Here is a 17435-nt window from a genome sequence, read left to right as displayed (position 1 = left end):
TTTGGGGACGTAATTATAAAGCAGTGTGACGATTGCTCCTAGGATTGTTAAAAAGCAATTGTTGTGTGCGGATGTTGCAACGTTTTTTTGTGCTCACGCATCCTAAAGACAGATTTTAACGTCGTAGAAAGTTAACTGCTGGCTATTACATATTAATGGCATACATAAAGGGGTTTTGAATGTCGAATTACTTGGTGTGGTTAATATTGGCCGCACTTATTATTGTGGTTTTAACAGTTGTCGCCGCGCGGCTGCTTTGGCGACTTCGTCAGCAAACCCAGAAAGAGAAAGCGGCCTTGGAAGTGGCTGAGCGAGAGTCTCTTGTGGAGCAACTTGATGCCCAGAATGGCATCGGTATTTTGGCCCGCTGCTATTTAGGTGGACAATTAGGAGCTAGCGAGTTCGCACTGCGTGTGGCGGTGTTAACGGAAACAGCGGCATTAGATCCAGCCTATTCTAAAGATACCACGGTGTTTACTGAAATGGCCGCGGCGTTGGCACATATTCCGACCCATCAGGCTTGGAAAGGCTTAACAGCCGAACAACGCGCCCATTTTGGCGCGGAAATGGCCTTGTTGGAGGGGAAGTATAGTGACCGGGTGCGCGCCGCAGCGGAGGCTTTGGTGGACTAAGTGGCTTAGGCCGAGCTAAGTGATGTTGAGTACCTAGGTGACTTAGACTTCGTAGTTACATAGGCCACGCTAAGCCAAGCTCACTTTTTGTTGACGGGTTTTTGTACCAAGCCACTTAAGCCGTCAACCATGTCTTGCTGGAATTGCAGCTGAGCTTCGAGTTGTTCGGGTAAAAGTGGATCTACACCAAAGATAGATTTGTGCAACGGCGCGAGCGTCACATAGCCCAAAATCATGCAGTGGAAAGCCATAGCCGTGGGTACGTTGATCCACTCTTTGTCTGGGTTGCTTGCCGGGTCACTAATGGTGGAAAAAAATTTCCGGTACCAGCGATCACTCAGAAGATCCAGCGTTTCGTCTCTGGCGAGGGTGGCGTGTTGAACAATTCTAGCGGTATTTGGTTTGTTGGCCAGTAATGACATAACTTGATGAATTTGCTGACGTGTTTCGGTGAAATCAGCGTCGGCCGTCAAACCGCGGGTTGCGTCGGCGAGGGGTGCGAACAGCCTTTGGCAAACTTGTTCGTAGATATCGAACTTATTGTTAAAGTGCTTATAAATACCGGGGCTGCTGATGCCTACCTGAACGGCGATCTCGCTTACTGATGTGGCGCCAAAACCTTGTTGCGCGAAGAGGTCTTCAGCAATGTCGAGAATACGTTCTTTGGTATTGCGGCGGGTAGCCATGTTCTTGTCCTTGTCTTTCGATCTTTTTTTAATAAGTGTTCTGCGGTTGCAATATTATCCACACCAATGCTGCGGCAGAGCCGATACTGGCGAGGAGGAGTCCGAATGCTTGCCATCGATAGCGCCGACTCAGCGATTCAGGTTCTGAGCTTGCAATAATATAGGGTTGGCGGCGATTGGGCGAATAACTGATAGTGTGCACTGGTTCAAGTGCCACGCCATTACGTTGATTGCGCTCGGCTTTACGCATTGCTTCAGCGCGGACCAGCTCCCATTCCTGAAGATCGATGTTGCCGTCGCTATTGCGATCAAAACGGGCGACTAGTTTATCGTAATCTTGCTTCCAATCGGCAAGTATCTTTGCCATTTCGGCTTCTACGACGGCCGCTGGGCTGGGTGGATGGCTGGTTTCAAAAAGTCCAATAACATATAAAAGGTCATCGGCGCAGAGCATTTCCTCGGTGTAGCGATAGCGCTTACCGAAAAGACTGCTTCCCTTTGTCTCACTAGGGTGGCGTGAATTCCCGTGCCATGTTTTTTTACGGATGGCGCTTACCTCAGCGCGGTTTGGCATTACATAGCAATCACCGCTGCCGTCATTCAATATAAAAGCTTGTGTGCTGGTTTTTTTCTCGATGCTGCGCCAGCTGCTGTTTTTACCTGAGGATTCGTAGCGCTCGATATTATAGCGAAACCAAATGCAGGGGGTGTTGGTTAGTCCGCTAAACAGCGTTTGTTCTAGGCCTGTTTTAGCAAAGCCGATGAGCTCTACATAACCTTGGTGGGCGGAGCGAATTTTGGATGTGGGTGTATCTTCAATGACTCTGGCGGCGAGCAGGCTGCTGATACTGCCGTAGGCAGTAACAAGGGATATGACGCTGAAGATCGCCAGCGTAAGTAAGTCTACTTCCATCGCTAGCTAAACAGTGATTTTACGTTGATGTCGGTGATTTCTTCTTTTTTGAATTGCAGTAATTCAAAGGCTTTGAAATTAAACCAACGGGCAATGATGACGTCGGGGAATTGCTCGATACGGACATTGTTGTTATTTACCGCCTCGTTATACACCTCGCGTCGGTCAGCAATAGCATTTTCGAGGGCGGATATACGGCCTTGTAAATTGGTGAAAGTACTGTCTGCTTTTAGATCTGGGTAGTTTTCGGCTAGGGCAAATAGTTGACCCATTGATGCGCGTAGACCTGTTTCCGCTTGGCCCAGCGCTTTCATGTCTTGGTTCGACTGAGCGTCAGCGACGTTTTGTCTTGCTGCGATAACCTTGGTCAGTGTTTCCTGTTCATGACGCATGTACTGCTTGCAGGTTTCAATAAGCTTGGGTAGTTCATCGTGTCGCTGCTTTAATAGAACGTCGATGTTGGCCAAATGTTTGGCAACATTGTGTTTTAGGTTTACCAAACCGTTATAAAGCATGGCCACATAGGCAATGGCAAAAACCAGAAGACAAAGGCTGATAATAAAACCAATTTCCATGTCGCTATTCCTTTTGTTCACTCATTAGACACTTAAGGTTTTCAGTAGATGAGTATAAGGTGAAATTGATAAAATTAGCGGCTGACATCGAAGCTAATATGCATGTTTTTGATGCCATTCACGAAATATGAGCGAGTATAAGCTATGTCGCTACGTAATTTAGGGTTTCGAAGACGTGGAATTATTTCTTCAAACATCACCTGTAGCTCAAGCCTTGCCAGATGTGAACCAATGCAAAAGTGCTGACCTATGCCAAAGGAGCGTATTTGTTGGCTGAGTTTCGGCATTCGCTCGCTGCGTCGTACATCAAAACTCATGGCGTCATCGCCAAAAACCGCTTCGGAGTGATTGACGGCATGATAGTGCAGTATGATTTTGTCGCCAGCGCTAATCTGCTGGCCGCCGAGCTCGATGTCTTCGGTCGCGGTTCTACGCATTTGAATAAACGCGGTATTAAAACGGAGTATTTCGTCGATGGCGTGGGTGATTTTATCGGGGTTCTGAACGAGATACTCAAGTTGGTCTGGGTGTTCCATTAGTAGCCGCATGCCTTGGGAGATAACTGTGCGCGTCGACTCATTACCACCAACCAAAATAAGGATGAACATCCACGCAAAATCTTCTTCAGAGATTGGTTCGTCGTCTACCGTGCCATTCAGTAATGCCCCAGTAATATTTCTCATGGGGTGCTCACGATGTTGGGCGGCGAGTTTGAGTGAGTAATTAATGCACTCGCCCGCAGCAATTTGACCATCTTCAACGCTAACGGCCATGTCGGGGTCGTCGGCAAACATCATGGTATTCGTCCAGTCAAAAAATTGTTTGCGATCTTCAATGGGTACGCCGAGTAGCTCTAGAATCGCCACAAGGGGGAGCTCCGCAGCTATTTCTTCCACGAATTCGCACTCGCCGCGTGCGACAACCCGATCTAGGATGCGTTTAGCGTGATCTCTAAATGCGGGTTCGTAGGTGTTTACGCGTTTAGGTGTAAAGGCCTCGCGAACAATGCGTCGCACTTTTTGGTGTCTGGGTGGATCCATATTGATGATGGTGTGACAATGGATAAAATCGACCTCGTCCTGAGGGATTTCCATCGGAAAGGCTGTTCGCTTAGCCGACGAAAACAGCGCGGGATTTTTACTGACAAAATCTAACTCTTGCTGGCCAACTACTGCCCAATAGGGTACGCCGGTTAGTGGATCGTCAAGTTTGACTACAGAACCCTGTTGGCGTATCGCTTTAAGCGCCTCGTAGGGCATTCCTTGTGCGTAGGTGTCTGGGCTTAACAGGTTGGCAAAGGGGCATTGCGACATAGTTAGATAAACTCAGTTTGCTAGAATATTCTTGTTGGGCCCAAGTAGGCATTGGCGGCGGAGTGCCGCCTCGGCGCGCCTGTATTAGTTTCGCATCCAGTCGGGCGCGGGTAGCCCCATATTCTCTAGGAACACCGGATTAAATAATTTGCTCTTATAGCGGTCACCGTAGTCGCACAAAATAGTGACAATGGTATGACCGGGGCCAAGTTTGCGAGCAAGTTTGACCGCGCCGGCAATGTTGATGGCAGATGAGCCACCAAGGCACAAACCTTCGTGACGAAGAATATTAAAGATGTACGGCAGAGCTTCGGCGTCGCTGATTTCAAATGCTTCATCGACCATCGCCTGACGTAAATTATCGGTGACTAGACTGATGCCTATACCCTCGGCGATGGATCGACCCTCGCCCCGCAGTTCTCCAGTGGTGAAATAATTATAAAGTGAGGAACCCATTGGGTCGGCAATGCCGATGGTCACGTCGGGCTTGTGGGATTTTAACGCACGACTGACGCCGGCGAGGGTGCCGCCCGTTCCAACAGCGCAAATGAAGCCATCTATATTTCCCCCGGTTTGTTCCCAAATCTCTTGACCGGTGGTCGTCTCGTGAATATCGCAGTTGGCAGTATTATCAAATTGCCGAGCCCACACGGCGCCGTGGGGCTCAGTTTCATTTAAGCTTTCCGCAAGGCGGCGAGCAGTATGAATATAATGATTGGGATCGCTGTAACTTGTTGCCGCGACAAGGCGAAGATCTGCACCGTATAAATCGAGTAGTTCTATTTTTTCGCGACTTTGACTGTGTGGCATAACGACGACACTGCGGTAGCCAAGGGCATTGGCAATTAATGTGAGCCCTATGCCGGTGTTGCCAGCGGTGCCTTCAACAATGGTGCCACCGGGGCGCAAGGTTCCTTTGCTCTCCGCATCGCGGATAATCCCCAGCGCAGTGCGATCTTTTACCGACCCGCCTGGGTTTAAAAATTCTGCTTTCCCGAGGATGGTGCAGCCGGTGAGTTCTGATACCTGCTTAAGGTGAAGCAATGGTGTGTTGCCAATAAGGTCTGGCATCGATTTAGCACTAGGCAAACGCATGTTTTTCTCCGTTTTTTGCAGTCTCAATGGTATAGCTGTGAGACGACAGCGGCAATGCTAATTATTAGGTTGGTATGTGCTAATCTTGTTGTTTTATTACACGGCGTTGCTAGACCGAATATCTGTGTATTTGAAAATAATAGTCTTTAAAAGAAGGGTTAGCAGTTGAATAGGTCTGTGTATGCTTAAAATTGTCATTCGAGTTTTGGTTTGCGCCGTGTTTTTTTTCGGTGGTATTGCCCACTTTGTACTTACCGACGACTTTGCTGGTATTGTGCCACCGTTTTTACCGTGGCCAACGGCGATTGTGCTACTAACCGGCGTAGTGGAGTTCGCGCTGGTTGTAGGTATGTTGCTGCCTAGCACGCGTTCATTTACCGGCCGAGCGGCGGCGGCTTATTGTTTGTTAGTCTTACCCGCGAATATTTACCAAGCAATAAGCGATGTGCCAATATTTGGCGGTTCGATTGCGCCAGAGTTACTTTGGTTGCGTATTCCACTGCAATTTGTACTAATAGCTGGCATTTTATGGTCAACAGGTAATAGTGATCGAAAGCTGATCTAAAAGTCTACAGGCAGCGTAAGAGGCCTGAACTAAGGGGTTTATCTATGGCAGATAATGCCGCCGAACCGGAACGCAATGGGGAATTTTGGGCTGATTGTATGGCCCGCGTTGCTGAAAGTCGCGATAAAAGTAGTTTTATGTTGTTGTTTGATCATTTTTCGCCTCGAGTAAATGCTTATTTACTGGGGCAAGGCGCTGCCTCGTCGATGGCAGAGGATCTTGCGCAAGAGGCTTTGTTGGCATTGTGGAATAAAGCCCATCTTTATCATCGAGACAAGGCTGCGGTAAGCACTTGGTTGTTCCGAGTGGCGAGGAATTTGTGGATAGATAAGCTGCGAAAACAGCGTGGTATTGCCTACGAGTCTGACGAAAACTTAGAGGAGACGACGGATTCTGAGGTTCGATTAAATGCAGATGGAGAACGGCTTAAGGCGGTATTAGACACCTTGCCATTGAATCAGGCCCAAGTTGTGTACAAATCCTATTATGAGGGCAAAAGTCACAGTGAGATTGCCGAAGAAACGGGTATGCCCCTAGGTAGTGTGAAGTCGAGTTTACGACTGGCGATCAAAGCGTTTCGTCAGCATTTTGGAGAAAGTGGCGTATGAGCCGTATAGAACATCATCCCCATGAAGATACATTGCTTAGCTACTCAGCGGGTTCTCTGCCCGCCGCGTTAGCCCTTGTGGTGGGATGTCATTTACAGTCTTGCTCGCGGTGCCGCTCGCAGGTTCGTGCGGGGGAGGAGTTGGGTGGCGAATTGATGTCGGCGTTAACGCCGAAATCCTTGTCTGAGCGAGCAAGAGATAATGTGCTGAAAATGCTCGAGCAGCAGGTACAAGGTAGAAATTCTGCTGATAGTGTAGATTTTATGGCTAGTGGTTCAGTGGAAAAGACACCTCGGGCCACTGCCATGCCGTCCTTGCTCGTAAATTTACTGAATGCCGATGATTTTGACGCTTTGCCATGGAAGAAAACCATTGCGCCGGGATTGAAACAAATTGTTCTAGACTGCGACGAAGGTCAGGCGCGTTTGTTGCGGATTGCGGCCGGTCAAAAAATGCCAGTGCATAGTCACCGTGGTAACGAGCTAACCCTAATCTTGAGAGGGGGGTACAGTGACGCGGTGGGCGAGTTCCACGCAGGGGATGTGGCTGATTTAGATGGCAGTACCGAACACCAACCCGTCGCGTTTGACGACATGGATTGCATTTGCTTAGCGGGAATGGACGCGCCGCTTGCCTTTAAAGGGTGGTTGGCTAAGTTGATTCAACCGTTTGTAGGTATGTAGTGTTATCTTGTTGCAGTGAGCAATATGAAAAGAATTAAAAAAGGCAGCCTAGGCTGCCTTTTTTAATACATGTGATTTTAGTATTGGTATATTAAGTCGATACCGTAGCTTCTCGGGTCACCCCAGATGACGGTGCGGTCACTATGCGGCAGGTTATCTACTGCGGTGATCTCAAACTCCTCGTCGCTCAAGTTTTTACCCCAAAGCCCAACATAGAGCGTGCCGTATTTGCTCACCGGGATTTCGCTGAAGCTAATACGGCCGTTAATTAGACCATACTCGCCAATATAAACGTTTTTAGCATTGTCGGTTCTAACACCGCCGCGACGGTTGTCCATATAGTTGTAGCTTAGGTTTACGGCTAATTGTCCCCAATCGTATTGACCAACAGTGTAGTCGGCTGATGCTGTGTAGGACTGTCCCGGTGCCGAATAGAAACCGAAGCTATCGGTGAGGTCATTGCCAAACTCATCTATCGCCTTGGTTACTTCTGCATCTAAGAAGGCATAGTTCAGCATGAGCATGAGGTTTTCTGTAGCAAGGAAGGTGATGTCAGTTTCTACACCACGCATTTCTGCTTCACCGGCATTGGTCACTTTAGTATCAGCAACGGTGCCGCCAAGAATAAAGTTAAGCTGAATGTCGGTGTATTCGCTGTAGAAAATATTGGCGTTGATACGCAAGCGACGATCCATTAGCTCGCTTTTTATACCGGCTTCTAGAGATGCAACCCGCTCTTCGTCAAAGCCGTCAGCAAAACCGAATCCATATACATTGCCGTCTCCCGCTGCGGTTGCGGTGTCGTCTCCCTTGCCGGGCGTACCACTAGCAACGCCAGTACTGCCGCGCTGCGGGTCGCGTGTGTTAAAGCCGCCGGACTTGTAGGCTTGCACGAACTTACCGTAGATATTGACATCGTCAGTTAAGTCAAATTCACCGATAAAGCTAAAGGAGGCATCGTTGAAATCTTTTTGACCCTTTACGTTGTCGAAGCTGCGGTCGCCGGGTAATAAAAATCCAGCTTGCTCAAGCACGGGTGAGAGCGCGCTAAGATTTTCTGTATCGATGGCGAGATCAAGGCTCCGCACTTCAATATATGTTTTGTCTGTTTGATTTTTAAGTGCTTCGCGTGAATCGTCCGAATAACGAGCGCCAAACGTTAGGTGCATGCGCTTATCGAATAAATCTGGTGTCCAAGTGAACTGACCAAAGATCGCTTTGGCTTCGTTCTTAATGTCGTATCGTTGTGACAGCATATTGACCAGATGCACGTCACCCGCGCCGATCAGCACTCCGCCTAGGATTTCGCCCAGCACGGGAATGGGGATAATGCCGTCGCTTATTTTCGCGCTGAATTGGTGATGCAGCGGTGAGTTGTTCTCAGTGGCTTCTTCTTCAAAATAATAGGCGCCCACTATGTAGTCTACGCTGTCATCAAAAAGAGAGCCGCTAAGCTGGAATTCATGGGAAAACTGTTCTTGGGATATAACCGGAATGACTAGCGGCAAGCAGTCTTCGCCTGTTTGTGCGGTTACCGAAGGGCCGCAATATTCATGGGAATCAACACGGTACTCCTCTGAACCTAGACCGCCGCCCAAGTCGGCGTAGGACGCATCTCTAAGTTCTCGGTAGGCACCGATATACTTAAACTGGAAATTGTCAAAATCCTTGGTCAAAATAAATGAGTGACCTTCGATGTCAGTGGTTGAAGCCTCGAATGGTCTTGCTGTCGCCATACTGCTGAATCGTTTATCACTGTGTTTAGATTCGCTTACTGCAAACTCTCGAATCGGTTCCGCTTGACCTTTGTTCTGTATCGCAGGATTTATCGACTGATACATGTAGTTGTAATATTCAAAGCCAGAATTGTCGTAGGCGTAGTCCAGAGACATGGTGCTACTAATATCCCAGCGCAGATCTATTCGGTAACCGTTGACGTCTTTGTCGCCAAAATCCCCGCCTGGGCCAGTATTTTCTATAAAGCCGTCCGACTGCGTGGTGAGGTAGGCCACTTTGGCTGCTATGGTGTCACTCAGTGGGATATTGGCTGAGGTTTTAGAGGTAAACAGGCCGCGATTACCAACAGTGAACTTTTGTTTAAACTCAAAAGCGTCGGTTGTTGGGCGCTTGGTCACTAAGTTAATAGCACCGCCGGTCGTATTGCGACCGTATAGGGTTCCCTGAGGCCCGCGTAGAACTTCTATACGCTGTAACTCAGCAACGTCTAGGGCAGTACCGGTGGAGCGGGCAATATAAACTCCGTCAACATAGATGCCTACCGGTGGGTCTTGAGTCACCTGTACATCGGCAATACCAATACCGCGTATAAATATCCTTAGTGTGGCGTTGTTGATCGGGAAAGGCTCGATGGTCAAACTAGGCACTTTTGAGCCGATATCACCGAGATTACTGATACCGTCGATTTCTAGACGCTCTTCACCGAACGCAGTCAGTGAAATGGGGGTGTCCTGAAGTGATTCCGCTTTCTTTTGGGCCGTGACAATCACTTCTTCGAGGGCAAAACCGCTCTTTTTAGCCTCGGTTTGAGAGAAAGCTGGATTGCTCATTGAGACTGTGAATGCACACAGTCCAGATACTATAGGCGTTAATCTCTTCACTTAAGCGCTCCCGATCAAATTGTTATTGTTTTAATGCCATGCATTAGTTAAAACATAGTAACCATTAAAATACAGCGTAGGCATAATCCGCTTGAAGTAGTTTCGACCGTCTTATTTGATGCTTGCTTGTTCTATAGGCAGAATGTCATCGTGCGGCTCAGTTAATTATTGTTAATGTATTACTTTGCGTGAAGTGGTATCTATGAACTCCTGCATAGCACCTGTTTTTATTGATATTAGTCGGTTTATGCATAAATGCTTGTAATTTTATTACTTTATCGCTCCCGTGGGTGGCTTGCTAATACTTCAGCGATAATTCGAAATGCCTGATGGTTAACTGCAAAGCCAATATGGCTAGAGGTAACGGCAATATTAGTTGTATTTTCAGCCTTCAGCTTTGCAATTTGAGGAGAGACAATACCATCTACTGGGCTGTAAATAGCAGTTGTTGGGACTATGCGTTCGCCATTACTCGCCTGTGACCATGCATCCGTGTCTTGTGATTCGTCTGTGGTGGTGCCTCGATTAAGGCGTTTTAAGATATTCCACGCTGCGGTGCCCTTTGGATCGCCGTAGGGTGTTCCTAAGGTGATAACCTGTCTAATAAGGTCTGGATGGGTTTGGGCAAGTAAGTTGGCATAGTTACCGCCAAGGCTCCAGCCAACCAAGCTTACCTTCCGACCGCTTTTATCTTTGATTTGTTTAATGCGGTCGATTAAGCGCAATAGGATGCTGGCCTGAAACTCATTCATCTCTTCTAAGCTTGTAATTCTCCTCGGGGGTATATTTCTGCCGAGTCGCCAGCGATGAGAACGGTAGCCACGACTTCTTAGGAAATACCTTAGTGGTGCCATGCAACCGTCTGCGCCAGCATATCCTGGAAGGGTAATAACGGAATGCCCGTCGCCCCGTGGCGTGTTTTGCAAAGCGCTAATGTTGCAGGCGAGTTGACTGGCTTCCAAGCTGGCACGCCAAACTTCATTTATTGAATGCAGTAGCGGGGGAGGAGTAACAGTATCCACTTATAATGGCTTCCGTTTAGGTTTTTATTATTATACGCAGTCGGCTCAATACGGATTATTCGTCGACATTGATGTTTTAATCATTCGGAGCAGATTATACGATTTCTACCCGATTGTTTTGCGGTGTACAGCGCTTTGTCGGCGCGTTCAAAAAAGGCGCTTTGATTTGCGTCACGGCTGCGGTCAAATTGTGCGATCCCGATACTTACCGTTAAATCAATGTGTACATCTTCACTGACAATGGTTGGTTGGAACTGGATGGCCGAGCGAATGCGCTCGGCGACGCCCCATGCCTCATTTCTATCGGTTGCAGGTAGCAGAATGACAAACTCTTCGCCACCGTAACGCCCAACTTGATCATATTCACGCAGATTTGTATTTAATAGGTTTACAACATGTTTCAGTGCGACATCTCCTGCCGCGTGTCCAAAGGTGTCGTTGACTATCTTAAAATGGTCTATATCTAAGACCATGATTGAAAAGTTTGAGCGTTTGCGAGTCGATTCGGCAATGCTATTGGCGAAAAGCTCGTCGATCATGCGTCGATTCCAGCATTGAGTGAGAGCGTCTCGCGAGGCGAGCTGGTTCAATGTTTGTTCTAGCCGAACTATGCGACTGCCAGCGGCAATACGCACTTTAAGCACGCGGTGATCAAAGGGCTTGCTCAGAAAGTCGTCGGCGCCAGCTTCCATCGCCTCGATAATGGCTTCATTACCCTCTTTGCCGGTAAGCATAAGAATGTAGAAAAATTGGCCATCTTCGCGCTTGCGTATTGTTTTACATAAGTCTGGACCGCTCATGCCTGGCATGGACCAATCTATTACGAGCAAATGAGGGGTAGTGTCAGTGGCGAGTTTTTGTAGAGCTTGGTCTGCATTTTCAGCTACGACAGGAATAAAGCCCCACTGCTCCAGCGCGGCGCATAGCGCGAAACGAGTGATCGCGTCATCGTCGACGATTAACACATCCATATAGCGTTTATATTCCTGCCATGTCTTTTAATTCAATCACCATTGTATTGAGCTGTGCTTTAGTGGTGTCCCACTCATTCAGCCAGTCGCTAAGCGGCATAACGGGTGCGTTGTTGCCGAGTGCGAGTAATTCTAGTCTTGAGAATTGCTCATAGAAACTTTTAACCGCAAAATTACCGACCGCACTTTTTAGTCTATGTATGGCGATAGATAGACTTTTACGGTCACTTTGTTCGTAGGCTTTCTCGACGCTTCTGATCATATCAGGAAGTTCTGCTAGAAACAGTTGTGATATAGATGCTATCAGCTTGGTATTGTTCCGAGTTAAATCCTGTACTCGGTCATGGTCAAGTATCATTTCACCCCTGTCTTTCTTGTGCCGTCGTTCGCAAAGAGATTGTTTGGTAGGCGAGGGCTGTTAGCTGCCGCACAATAATACACGGTTTATACATTATGGAAACTAATCAGACCTCAAATCGGAAATAGTCTTCTTTGTAACCTCTGTGTATTGAGCAGCTTGATGCATGGCCAATGCCTACTTATTGTGTCGCTGTGATTGTCGACATTAAGATGGGCTGAAGTTATCGTTTAGGCGCTCAATGCGGTAGCGCTAAGTATTAGTGCAATTAATAGGGCTGCTGCGGGCAATACGCCAATACTCATTTGTGCGGCCGCTCCCGACAGACCGAGCAATACGATGTTGGCGGCGACCGGGATACCAATTGTAACGGCTTTAGAGCTAGTCATAGTGCTCTCCTTTATTTTTTCTGTGTACGTTAAATTCAAGTACGTTAGATCGTGAGTAATAGTATAGTTGGCGGGTGCCTATATTCGATTCGAAGTTATACCTATACATCGGTCAATACTGCTTATAATAGAAACCGGTTGTGCTGTGTTGTTGCGCTTGATGAGCGTATTTGGCTTAAACAGGTCTGTATGTATTTGTGGGGTGTAAATGGTTGATTCAGGAGCGCTATTCCAGCTAAGCCCTTTGTTTGCGATAACACTGGTCGTTGTCGGCATTGTTGCAGGGGTAATTAATACATTAGCGGGTGGTGGCTCAAACCTTACACTTCCGGCGTTAATGATTATGGGATTGCCTGCTGATGTTGCCAATGCTACTAATCGTCTAGGCGTATTGATGCAATCGGTGACAGCGGCGAAGGATTTTGATCGCAATGGACAGTTGGCGCGTCATGACCTTTTTGGAATTTTAAAGCCCACCCTGCTTGGGTCACTGGTTGGCGCAGTTGTGGCGGCATTTGCACCATCTGAGTGGCTGAAACCGGCATTGCTGATTGCGATGACGTCGATGGCGTTAATAATTTTAATACGTCCGAGTGTTGTTGCGCCGCCTTTGGGAACAAAAGCAATGTCTATGGATGAGGCGCCGCATGCGCGACTGACATTGTTCTTGGCGGGCATCTACGGTGGTTTCGTTCAGGCGGGAGTAGGGTTCATATTAATTGCCGCACTTGCTGGTAGTTTGCGCTACGATCTCGTTAAAACGAATGCTATCAAAATGGTGTGTACGGCGGCGTTAACTGTCGCCGCCCTAGCAGTATTTATCTGGCAGGGTTTGGTTGCCTGGGTGCCGGGTTTGATATTAGCTGTAGGTACAGTTATCGGTGCAAAAATAGGCGTCAGAATCGCAATTAAGGCAAGCACTAAAGGTTTGAAATGGTTTTTATTTTTGATGACCGTCTTTGCGAGTTTTGCAGCATTGTTAAAAGGTTAGATATTTCGGTCAGTACAATTACGAATATCTAGTCTCCCTCCGAATTAGTCTACTGCAATCATAATCTTTTCCAGCACTCGATCATTTCTGAATTCGTTTGATCTTGGCGATTGCATTTTAACCCCAAAAGAATAAGAGGGCGAGACTAAGTTATGGCCAGCATACTAGCCGTTGATGATTCACCTTCCATGCGCCAATTGGTGTCTATGACTTTGCGTAAAGCAGGGCATGAAGTCCATTCTGTAGAAGATGGTACGGATGCTTTGTCTTTTGCGAAAGAGAATGGGGTAGACGTTGTTCTTACTGATGTCCATATGCCAAATATGGATGGCATTACTCTAACCTCAGAGTTAAGGCGTTTGCCTTCCTATCGATTTACACCGATTCTAATGTTGACCACCGAGTCAGCTTCTGACATGAAAATGCGCGGCAAAGAGGCTGGTGCGACGGGATGGATAGTCAAGCCATTCGACGCTGAGGCACTGTTGCGGATCCTTGATCGTGTGTTAGAGCCAAAAGGGGAGTGATATGTCGCTTGATCTAGACATGGCAGAAATTCACGCAATTTTCTTTGAGGAAAGCGCGGAAGGTGTTGATGTGATGGAGTCGGGTCTATTAAATCTGACCCCAGAAACCACCGATATTGAAACCATTAACAATATATTCCGGGCCGCGCACTCCATGAAAGGAGGTGCTGCGACATTTGGCTTTTTAGACATTTCTGGTTTTACCCATGGTGTGGAAACTATTCTAGACCAGATGCGCTCTAGCCAGCGAGATGCGACGGAAGAAGTCATTGAAGTTTTGTTGGCTTCTGTCGATTGTATTCGAGATATGCTCAATGCAGCCCAGCAACAAAGTGAGGCTGATAAGGCGAATATAGATTCGGTGCAGCGCAGAATAGATGCGCTTCTCAATAACGAAACTGCGGCCGTTAAAGCGCCCGTTGACGTAAAGAAAGTGACGCAATCTTCATCTGGGGCATTGAAGGCGTGGAAGATTCACTACGCGCCCGACGGTAATATTTTCAAGACCGGGAATGAGCCCAAGCGTCTTCTGCGTGAATTGGCGTCAATGGGTGAAATATCAGTCATTTCGACCTTGTCTAAAGACGCTGACTTCGAAAGCATGGATCCCGAGTCGTGTTATACCTGTTGGGATATAGAGTTGCGAGGTGAGGTAGAAAAAGATGCAATCCTAGAAGTATTCGAGTGGGTCAGTAATCAAAGCGAAGTTAGAATCGAGGCGCTGGAAGTTATGGCGGAGCACATTGTGGTGCCTATTTCTGAATCCGCCAGCGTATCGGAAACTAAGGTAGCTGCGCCGAAGCAGCTTGCAACCCAGTCAGCACCTAAAGATAGCGGATCTATTAGAGTTAGTATTGATAAAATAGATATGCTTTTAAATCTAGTCGGTGAGCTAGTCATTACTCAATCGATGCTTGCGCGCTTTGGTGATCGTGACACCGGAGGTAATGATACACAGGGTTTACGCGACGGACTGCTTGTTCTTGAGAGGCATACGCGAGAGTTGCAAGAAAGCGCGATGCAAATTCGTATGTTGCCTATAGGGGCAAGCTTTAGCCGGTTTAAACGGTTGGTGCGTGACATGAGTACTAAGCTCGGCAAAAAAGTCGAGTTGCAATTGTCGGGTGAGAACACAGAACTAGATAAAACTGTTCTTGAGAAAATGAGTGATCCGCTTGTGCATTTGGTTAGAAATTCGTTGGATCACGGTATAGAAATGCCCGCCGACCGTATTGCGGCTGGGAAGCCGGAAACGGGAATATTGCATCTAAGCGCGTATCACGAAGGTGGAAATATAGTTATCAAGGTTAGCGATGATGGCGCTGGTCTTAATCAGAAGAAGATACTGGAAAAAGCGATAGAGCGAGGTATTGTCGCACCTGGTGAAGTGCTCTCAGATGATCAAATTAATAATCTTATATTTCAACCAGGATTCTCTACCGCAGATAAGGTTAGTGATCTTTCCGGTCGCGGTGTAGGTATGGATGTGGTGCGCCGAAATATCATGGATTTGGGGGGTAGAGTTGATCTCCAGTCAACACTGGGCAAAGGTTCGACGTTAAAAATTCGCCTTCCGCTTACGTTGGCGATACTCGATGGACAGTTGGTTCGCGTTGGCGATCAAGTCTATATCTTCTCGTTGCTATCTATAGTTGAGACCGTGCTTGTATCAAAAGGACAAATTAGTAAGGTCGTTGGCACGGGTAATGTCTATCGCTTACGTGAAGACTATATTCCGGTGATTCGTCTTCGTGAAGCATTTGATATGGCGTCTGAGTCACTGTTTAGTGAGTCAGAGGAGAAAAAAGGCGAGCTTCTAGTTGTGGTTGAAAGTGACGGTAAGAAAATGGGCTTGTTCGTCGATGAGTTGTTGGAGCAACAACAGGTCGTTATAAAAAGTCTTGAGGAAAATTACTTGCCAGTTAAGGGACTTGCGGGAGCAACCATTCTTGGTGATGGGAATGTCGCCTTGATAATCGACGTACCTGGGTTAGTACATAGTATGGATATGCGCCAGTTGGAAAAGACACCGCAGTCAAGTGCGGCTTGATGAATAGAGAGGATAAATCAAATGAGCAATGAGGCCCTACAGTTGTCGCCTTCAGACATGTTGCACGCAGATACAAATCAGTATCTTACGTTTATGCTCAATGGTGAAGAATACGGCGTTGAAATTTTAAGGGTGCAGGGCATCCAAGGTTGGGACACCGTCACGCCGATTCCAAGTTCACCGCGCTATGTCTTGGGTGTAATGAATTTACGTGGCGCGATTGTGCCTATTATAGATTTGCGAAAACGCTTTGATATGGACTCGATCGAATTTGGACCGACAACCGTCATTATCGTTGTTCGGGTTGAAAGCACTGACAAGGGACGTACCATTGGCATGGTCGTAGATGCTGTGTCAGAGGTCTATCGCGTGGACGAACAAACGGTGCAGGCAATGCCAGACTTTGGTGGTTCGGTACGTGCAGACTTCATCAAAGGTTTGTCCACTGTGGACGATAAAATGCTAATTTTACTCGATATAGACAAACTACTGACGATTAAAGAAGTCGCCGCCGTCGCAGCTGCGTGATCGTATTGCATCCTGAAACGTATTTAAAGGGGATATATGGCTGACTCCAGTGAATTTGTGATTTTACTTGATGAACCGACCTCGGCGAATGTGAGTCCGAAAGCGGATGAGTTTGTCTATCTGCTCGATGGTAGCCAAGACGATAGTGGTGGCTCAGATGCTCAAGCCGACAGTATCAGTTTAAAACTTTCGGAGGCATCTACGATTGATACAGTAATGGCCTTGTACCAAGATCTTGCCGAATTAGACGCCAGTGCAGGTAGTCGCATTATACTGGATGCGTCCGCTGTTTCAGATTCCGACACGGCCGTTCTGCAGTTATTGTCATCCTTTGTCCAACATTCAGAGCGTAATGGGCGTGATGTAGATTGGTATCAGCCTTCGTTGTATTTTTGCGACCTAGCAAAGCATTTAGATTATACGAAGTATTTAAAATTAGACTCATTGGTTGAGTCCCTTTAGGGGGAAGACTATGGGCGTGGTTAAAATTAAGAATAATGGACAGTTAGAAAAACCGCTGCTAGGTGTTATTTCGAAGCAAGTTGAGGCTGCGGTTGCTGAAGCTGCCGTGGATATAAGCGGAATGATGTCTTATTTCGTCAAACTTGATGACCAACTGGTCTACCTAACTAAAGCTGGCCTTATTGATGCGTCATCTGCCGAAAAAATGGAGCATGCATTGAATGAAATCGTTGTGCATATGCAATGCTTTGATCTTCTCTCGCAGAAATTAACCCACGTTCAAAGCGCACTTGAGCTCATTGAGAATGAAATTCCTACAGAGCTGAATAATGAGTTGAGCGTGAAGTTATCTGCAAAAATTGCAGATTTATACTCCTCTTCCCAAGAGCTAAACGTTCATCTTGGTTTTGATGACGATACGTCGTGCTCTACATCTGAGCTATTCTAAG

20 protein-coding genes are annotated in these 17435 nt (G+C 47.2%); 10 read left to right on the top strand and 10 right to left on the bottom strand.

The annotated features are described in order from the left end of the window. The first annotated feature begins 179 nt into the window (after nucleotides 1-179). Entirely contained in the window at nucleotides 180-632 is a 453-nt protein-coding gene (locus tag O9X78_RS02795; RefSeq protein WP_269618089.1) for a DUF2489 domain-containing protein, read from the top strand. An 80-nt stretch (nucleotides 633-712) separates the two neighbouring features. On the opposite strand, the gene O9X78_RS02790 is transcribed toward O9X78_RS02795, so the two are convergent. The 5 genes from O9X78_RS02790 to O9X78_RS02770 all read right to left on the bottom strand — a co-directional run bounded on the left by O9X78_RS02790 (nucleotide 713) and on the right by O9X78_RS02770 (nucleotide 5214). Beyond that, nucleotides 713-1318: a TetR/AcrR family transcriptional regulator gene (locus O9X78_RS02790; protein ID WP_269618088.1), complete on the bottom strand. Its 606-nt coding sequence runs from the start codon at nucleotides 1316-1318 to the stop codon at nucleotides 713-715. A 28-nt stretch (nucleotides 1319-1346) separates the two neighbouring features. Next, complete coding sequence (locus tag O9X78_RS02785) at nucleotides 1347-2231, bottom strand: GIDE domain-containing protein (protein ID WP_269618087.1); 885 nt, start codon at nucleotides 2229-2231, stop codon at nucleotides 1347-1349. A gap of 2 nt (nucleotides 2232-2233) precedes the next feature. Further along, nucleotides 2234-2806 carry a LemA family protein gene (locus O9X78_RS02780; protein WP_269618086.1) on the bottom strand — a complete coding sequence of 191 codons (573 nt, stop codon included), beginning with the start codon at nucleotides 2804-2806 and terminating at the stop codon, nucleotides 2234-2236. Nucleotides 2807-2880: 74 nt separating this feature from the next. Continuing rightward, nucleotides 2881-4119: a cytochrome P450 gene (locus O9X78_RS02775; protein WP_269618085.1), complete on the bottom strand. Its 1239-nt coding sequence runs from the start codon at nucleotides 4117-4119 to the stop codon at nucleotides 2881-2883. A gap of 84 nt (nucleotides 4120-4203) precedes the next feature. Beyond that, the gene (locus tag O9X78_RS02770; protein WP_269618084.1) at nucleotides 4204-5214 is read right to left on the bottom strand and encodes a cysteine synthase A; all 1011 of its coding nucleotides are present in this window, start codon (nucleotides 5212-5214) and stop codon (nucleotides 4204-4206) included. Nucleotides 5215-5395: 181 nt separating this feature from the next. On the opposite strand from O9X78_RS02770, the gene O9X78_RS02765 reads away from it, so the two are divergent. The 3 genes from O9X78_RS02765 to O9X78_RS02755 are packed head-to-tail and all read left to right on the top strand — an operon-like array spanning nucleotide 5396 to nucleotide 7070. Continuing rightward, nucleotides 5396-5779: a DoxX family protein gene (locus tag O9X78_RS02765; protein ID WP_269618083.1), complete on the top strand. Its 384-nt coding sequence runs from the start codon at nucleotides 5396-5398 to the stop codon at nucleotides 5777-5779. A 44-nt stretch (nucleotides 5780-5823) separates the two neighbouring features. Then, complete coding sequence (locus O9X78_RS02760; RefSeq protein ID WP_269618082.1) at nucleotides 5824-6387, top strand: sigma-70 family RNA polymerase sigma factor; 564 nt, start codon at nucleotides 5824-5826, stop codon at nucleotides 6385-6387. Continuing rightward, entirely contained in the window at nucleotides 6384-7070 is a 687-nt protein-coding gene (locus O9X78_RS02755) for a ChrR family anti-sigma-E factor (protein ID WP_269618081.1), read from the top strand. The genes O9X78_RS02760 and O9X78_RS02755 overlap by 4 nt, the downstream gene beginning before the upstream one ends. A gap of 77 nt (nucleotides 7071-7147) precedes the next feature. Here the strand turns inward: O9X78_RS02755 and O9X78_RS02750 are convergent, their stop codons facing one another. From O9X78_RS02750 to O9X78_RS02730, 5 genes are all read right to left on the bottom strand, one after another. Beyond that, entirely contained in the window at nucleotides 7148-9637 is a 2490-nt protein-coding gene (locus O9X78_RS02750) for a TonB-dependent receptor (protein ID WP_269618080.1), read from the bottom strand. A 326-nt stretch (nucleotides 9638-9963) separates the two neighbouring features. Then, nucleotides 9964-10710, bottom strand: coding sequence for an alpha/beta hydrolase family protein (locus O9X78_RS02745; RefSeq protein WP_269618079.1), 747 nt, complete (start codon nucleotides 10708-10710; stop codon nucleotides 9964-9966). Nucleotides 10711-10790: 80 nt separating this feature from the next. After that, a complete protein-coding gene (locus O9X78_RS02740; RefSeq protein ID WP_269618078.1) occupies nucleotides 10791-11681 on the bottom strand; it encodes a diguanylate cyclase in 891 nt (296 codons plus the stop codon). A 7-nt stretch (nucleotides 11682-11688) separates the two neighbouring features. Beyond that, nucleotides 11689-12039 carry an Hpt domain-containing protein gene (locus O9X78_RS02735; RefSeq protein ID WP_269618077.1) on the bottom strand — a complete coding sequence of 117 codons (351 nt, stop codon included), beginning with the start codon at nucleotides 12037-12039 and terminating at the stop codon, nucleotides 11689-11691. Nucleotides 12040-12269: 230 nt separating this feature from the next. Then, nucleotides 12270-12428, bottom strand: a complete 159-nt coding sequence (locus O9X78_RS02730) for a hypothetical protein (RefSeq protein WP_269618076.1) — start codon at nucleotides 12426-12428, stop codon at nucleotides 12270-12272. A gap of 208 nt (nucleotides 12429-12636) precedes the next feature. On the opposite strand from O9X78_RS02730, the gene O9X78_RS02725 reads away from it, so the two are divergent. The 6 genes from O9X78_RS02725 (at nucleotide 12637) to O9X78_RS02700 (ending at nucleotide 17434) form a co-directional block, all read left to right on the top strand. Continuing rightward, a complete protein-coding gene (locus O9X78_RS02725) occupies nucleotides 12637-13419 on the top strand; it encodes a sulfite exporter TauE/SafE family protein (protein ID WP_269618075.1) in 783 nt (260 codons plus the stop codon). A gap of 152 nt (nucleotides 13420-13571) precedes the next feature. Further along, entirely contained in the window at nucleotides 13572-13946 is a 375-nt protein-coding gene (locus tag O9X78_RS02720; RefSeq protein ID WP_269618074.1) for a response regulator, read from the top strand. A 1-nt stretch (nucleotide 13947) separates the two neighbouring features. Then, on the top strand, nucleotides 13948-15996 hold the full coding sequence (locus O9X78_RS02715) for a chemotaxis protein CheA (protein ID WP_269618073.1): 2049 nt from the start codon (nucleotides 13948-13950) through the stop codon (nucleotides 15994-15996). A gap of 21 nt (nucleotides 15997-16017) precedes the next feature. Continuing rightward, nucleotides 16018-16524, top strand: a complete 507-nt coding sequence (locus tag O9X78_RS02710; RefSeq protein ID WP_269618072.1) for a chemotaxis protein CheW — start codon at nucleotides 16018-16020, stop codon at nucleotides 16522-16524. A gap of 36 nt (nucleotides 16525-16560) precedes the next feature. After that, nucleotides 16561-16986, top strand: coding sequence for an STAS domain-containing protein (locus tag O9X78_RS02705; protein ID WP_269618071.1), 426 nt, complete (start codon nucleotides 16561-16563; stop codon nucleotides 16984-16986). 10 nt (nucleotides 16987-16996) lie between these two features. Continuing rightward, entirely contained in the window at nucleotides 16997-17434 is a 438-nt protein-coding gene (locus O9X78_RS02700) for a hypothetical protein (RefSeq protein WP_269618070.1), read from the top strand. Nucleotide 17435: the final 1 nt, after the last annotated feature.

The organism is Zhongshania aquatica (assembly GCF_027257955.1).
In the GTDB taxonomy this organism is placed as follows: domain Bacteria; phylum Pseudomonadota; class Gammaproteobacteria; order Pseudomonadales; family Spongiibacteraceae; genus Spongiibacter; species Spongiibacter aquatica.
The sequence above is the reverse complement of the archived record's forward strand: the minus strand, read 5'-3'. Positions and strand labels throughout refer to the sequence as shown.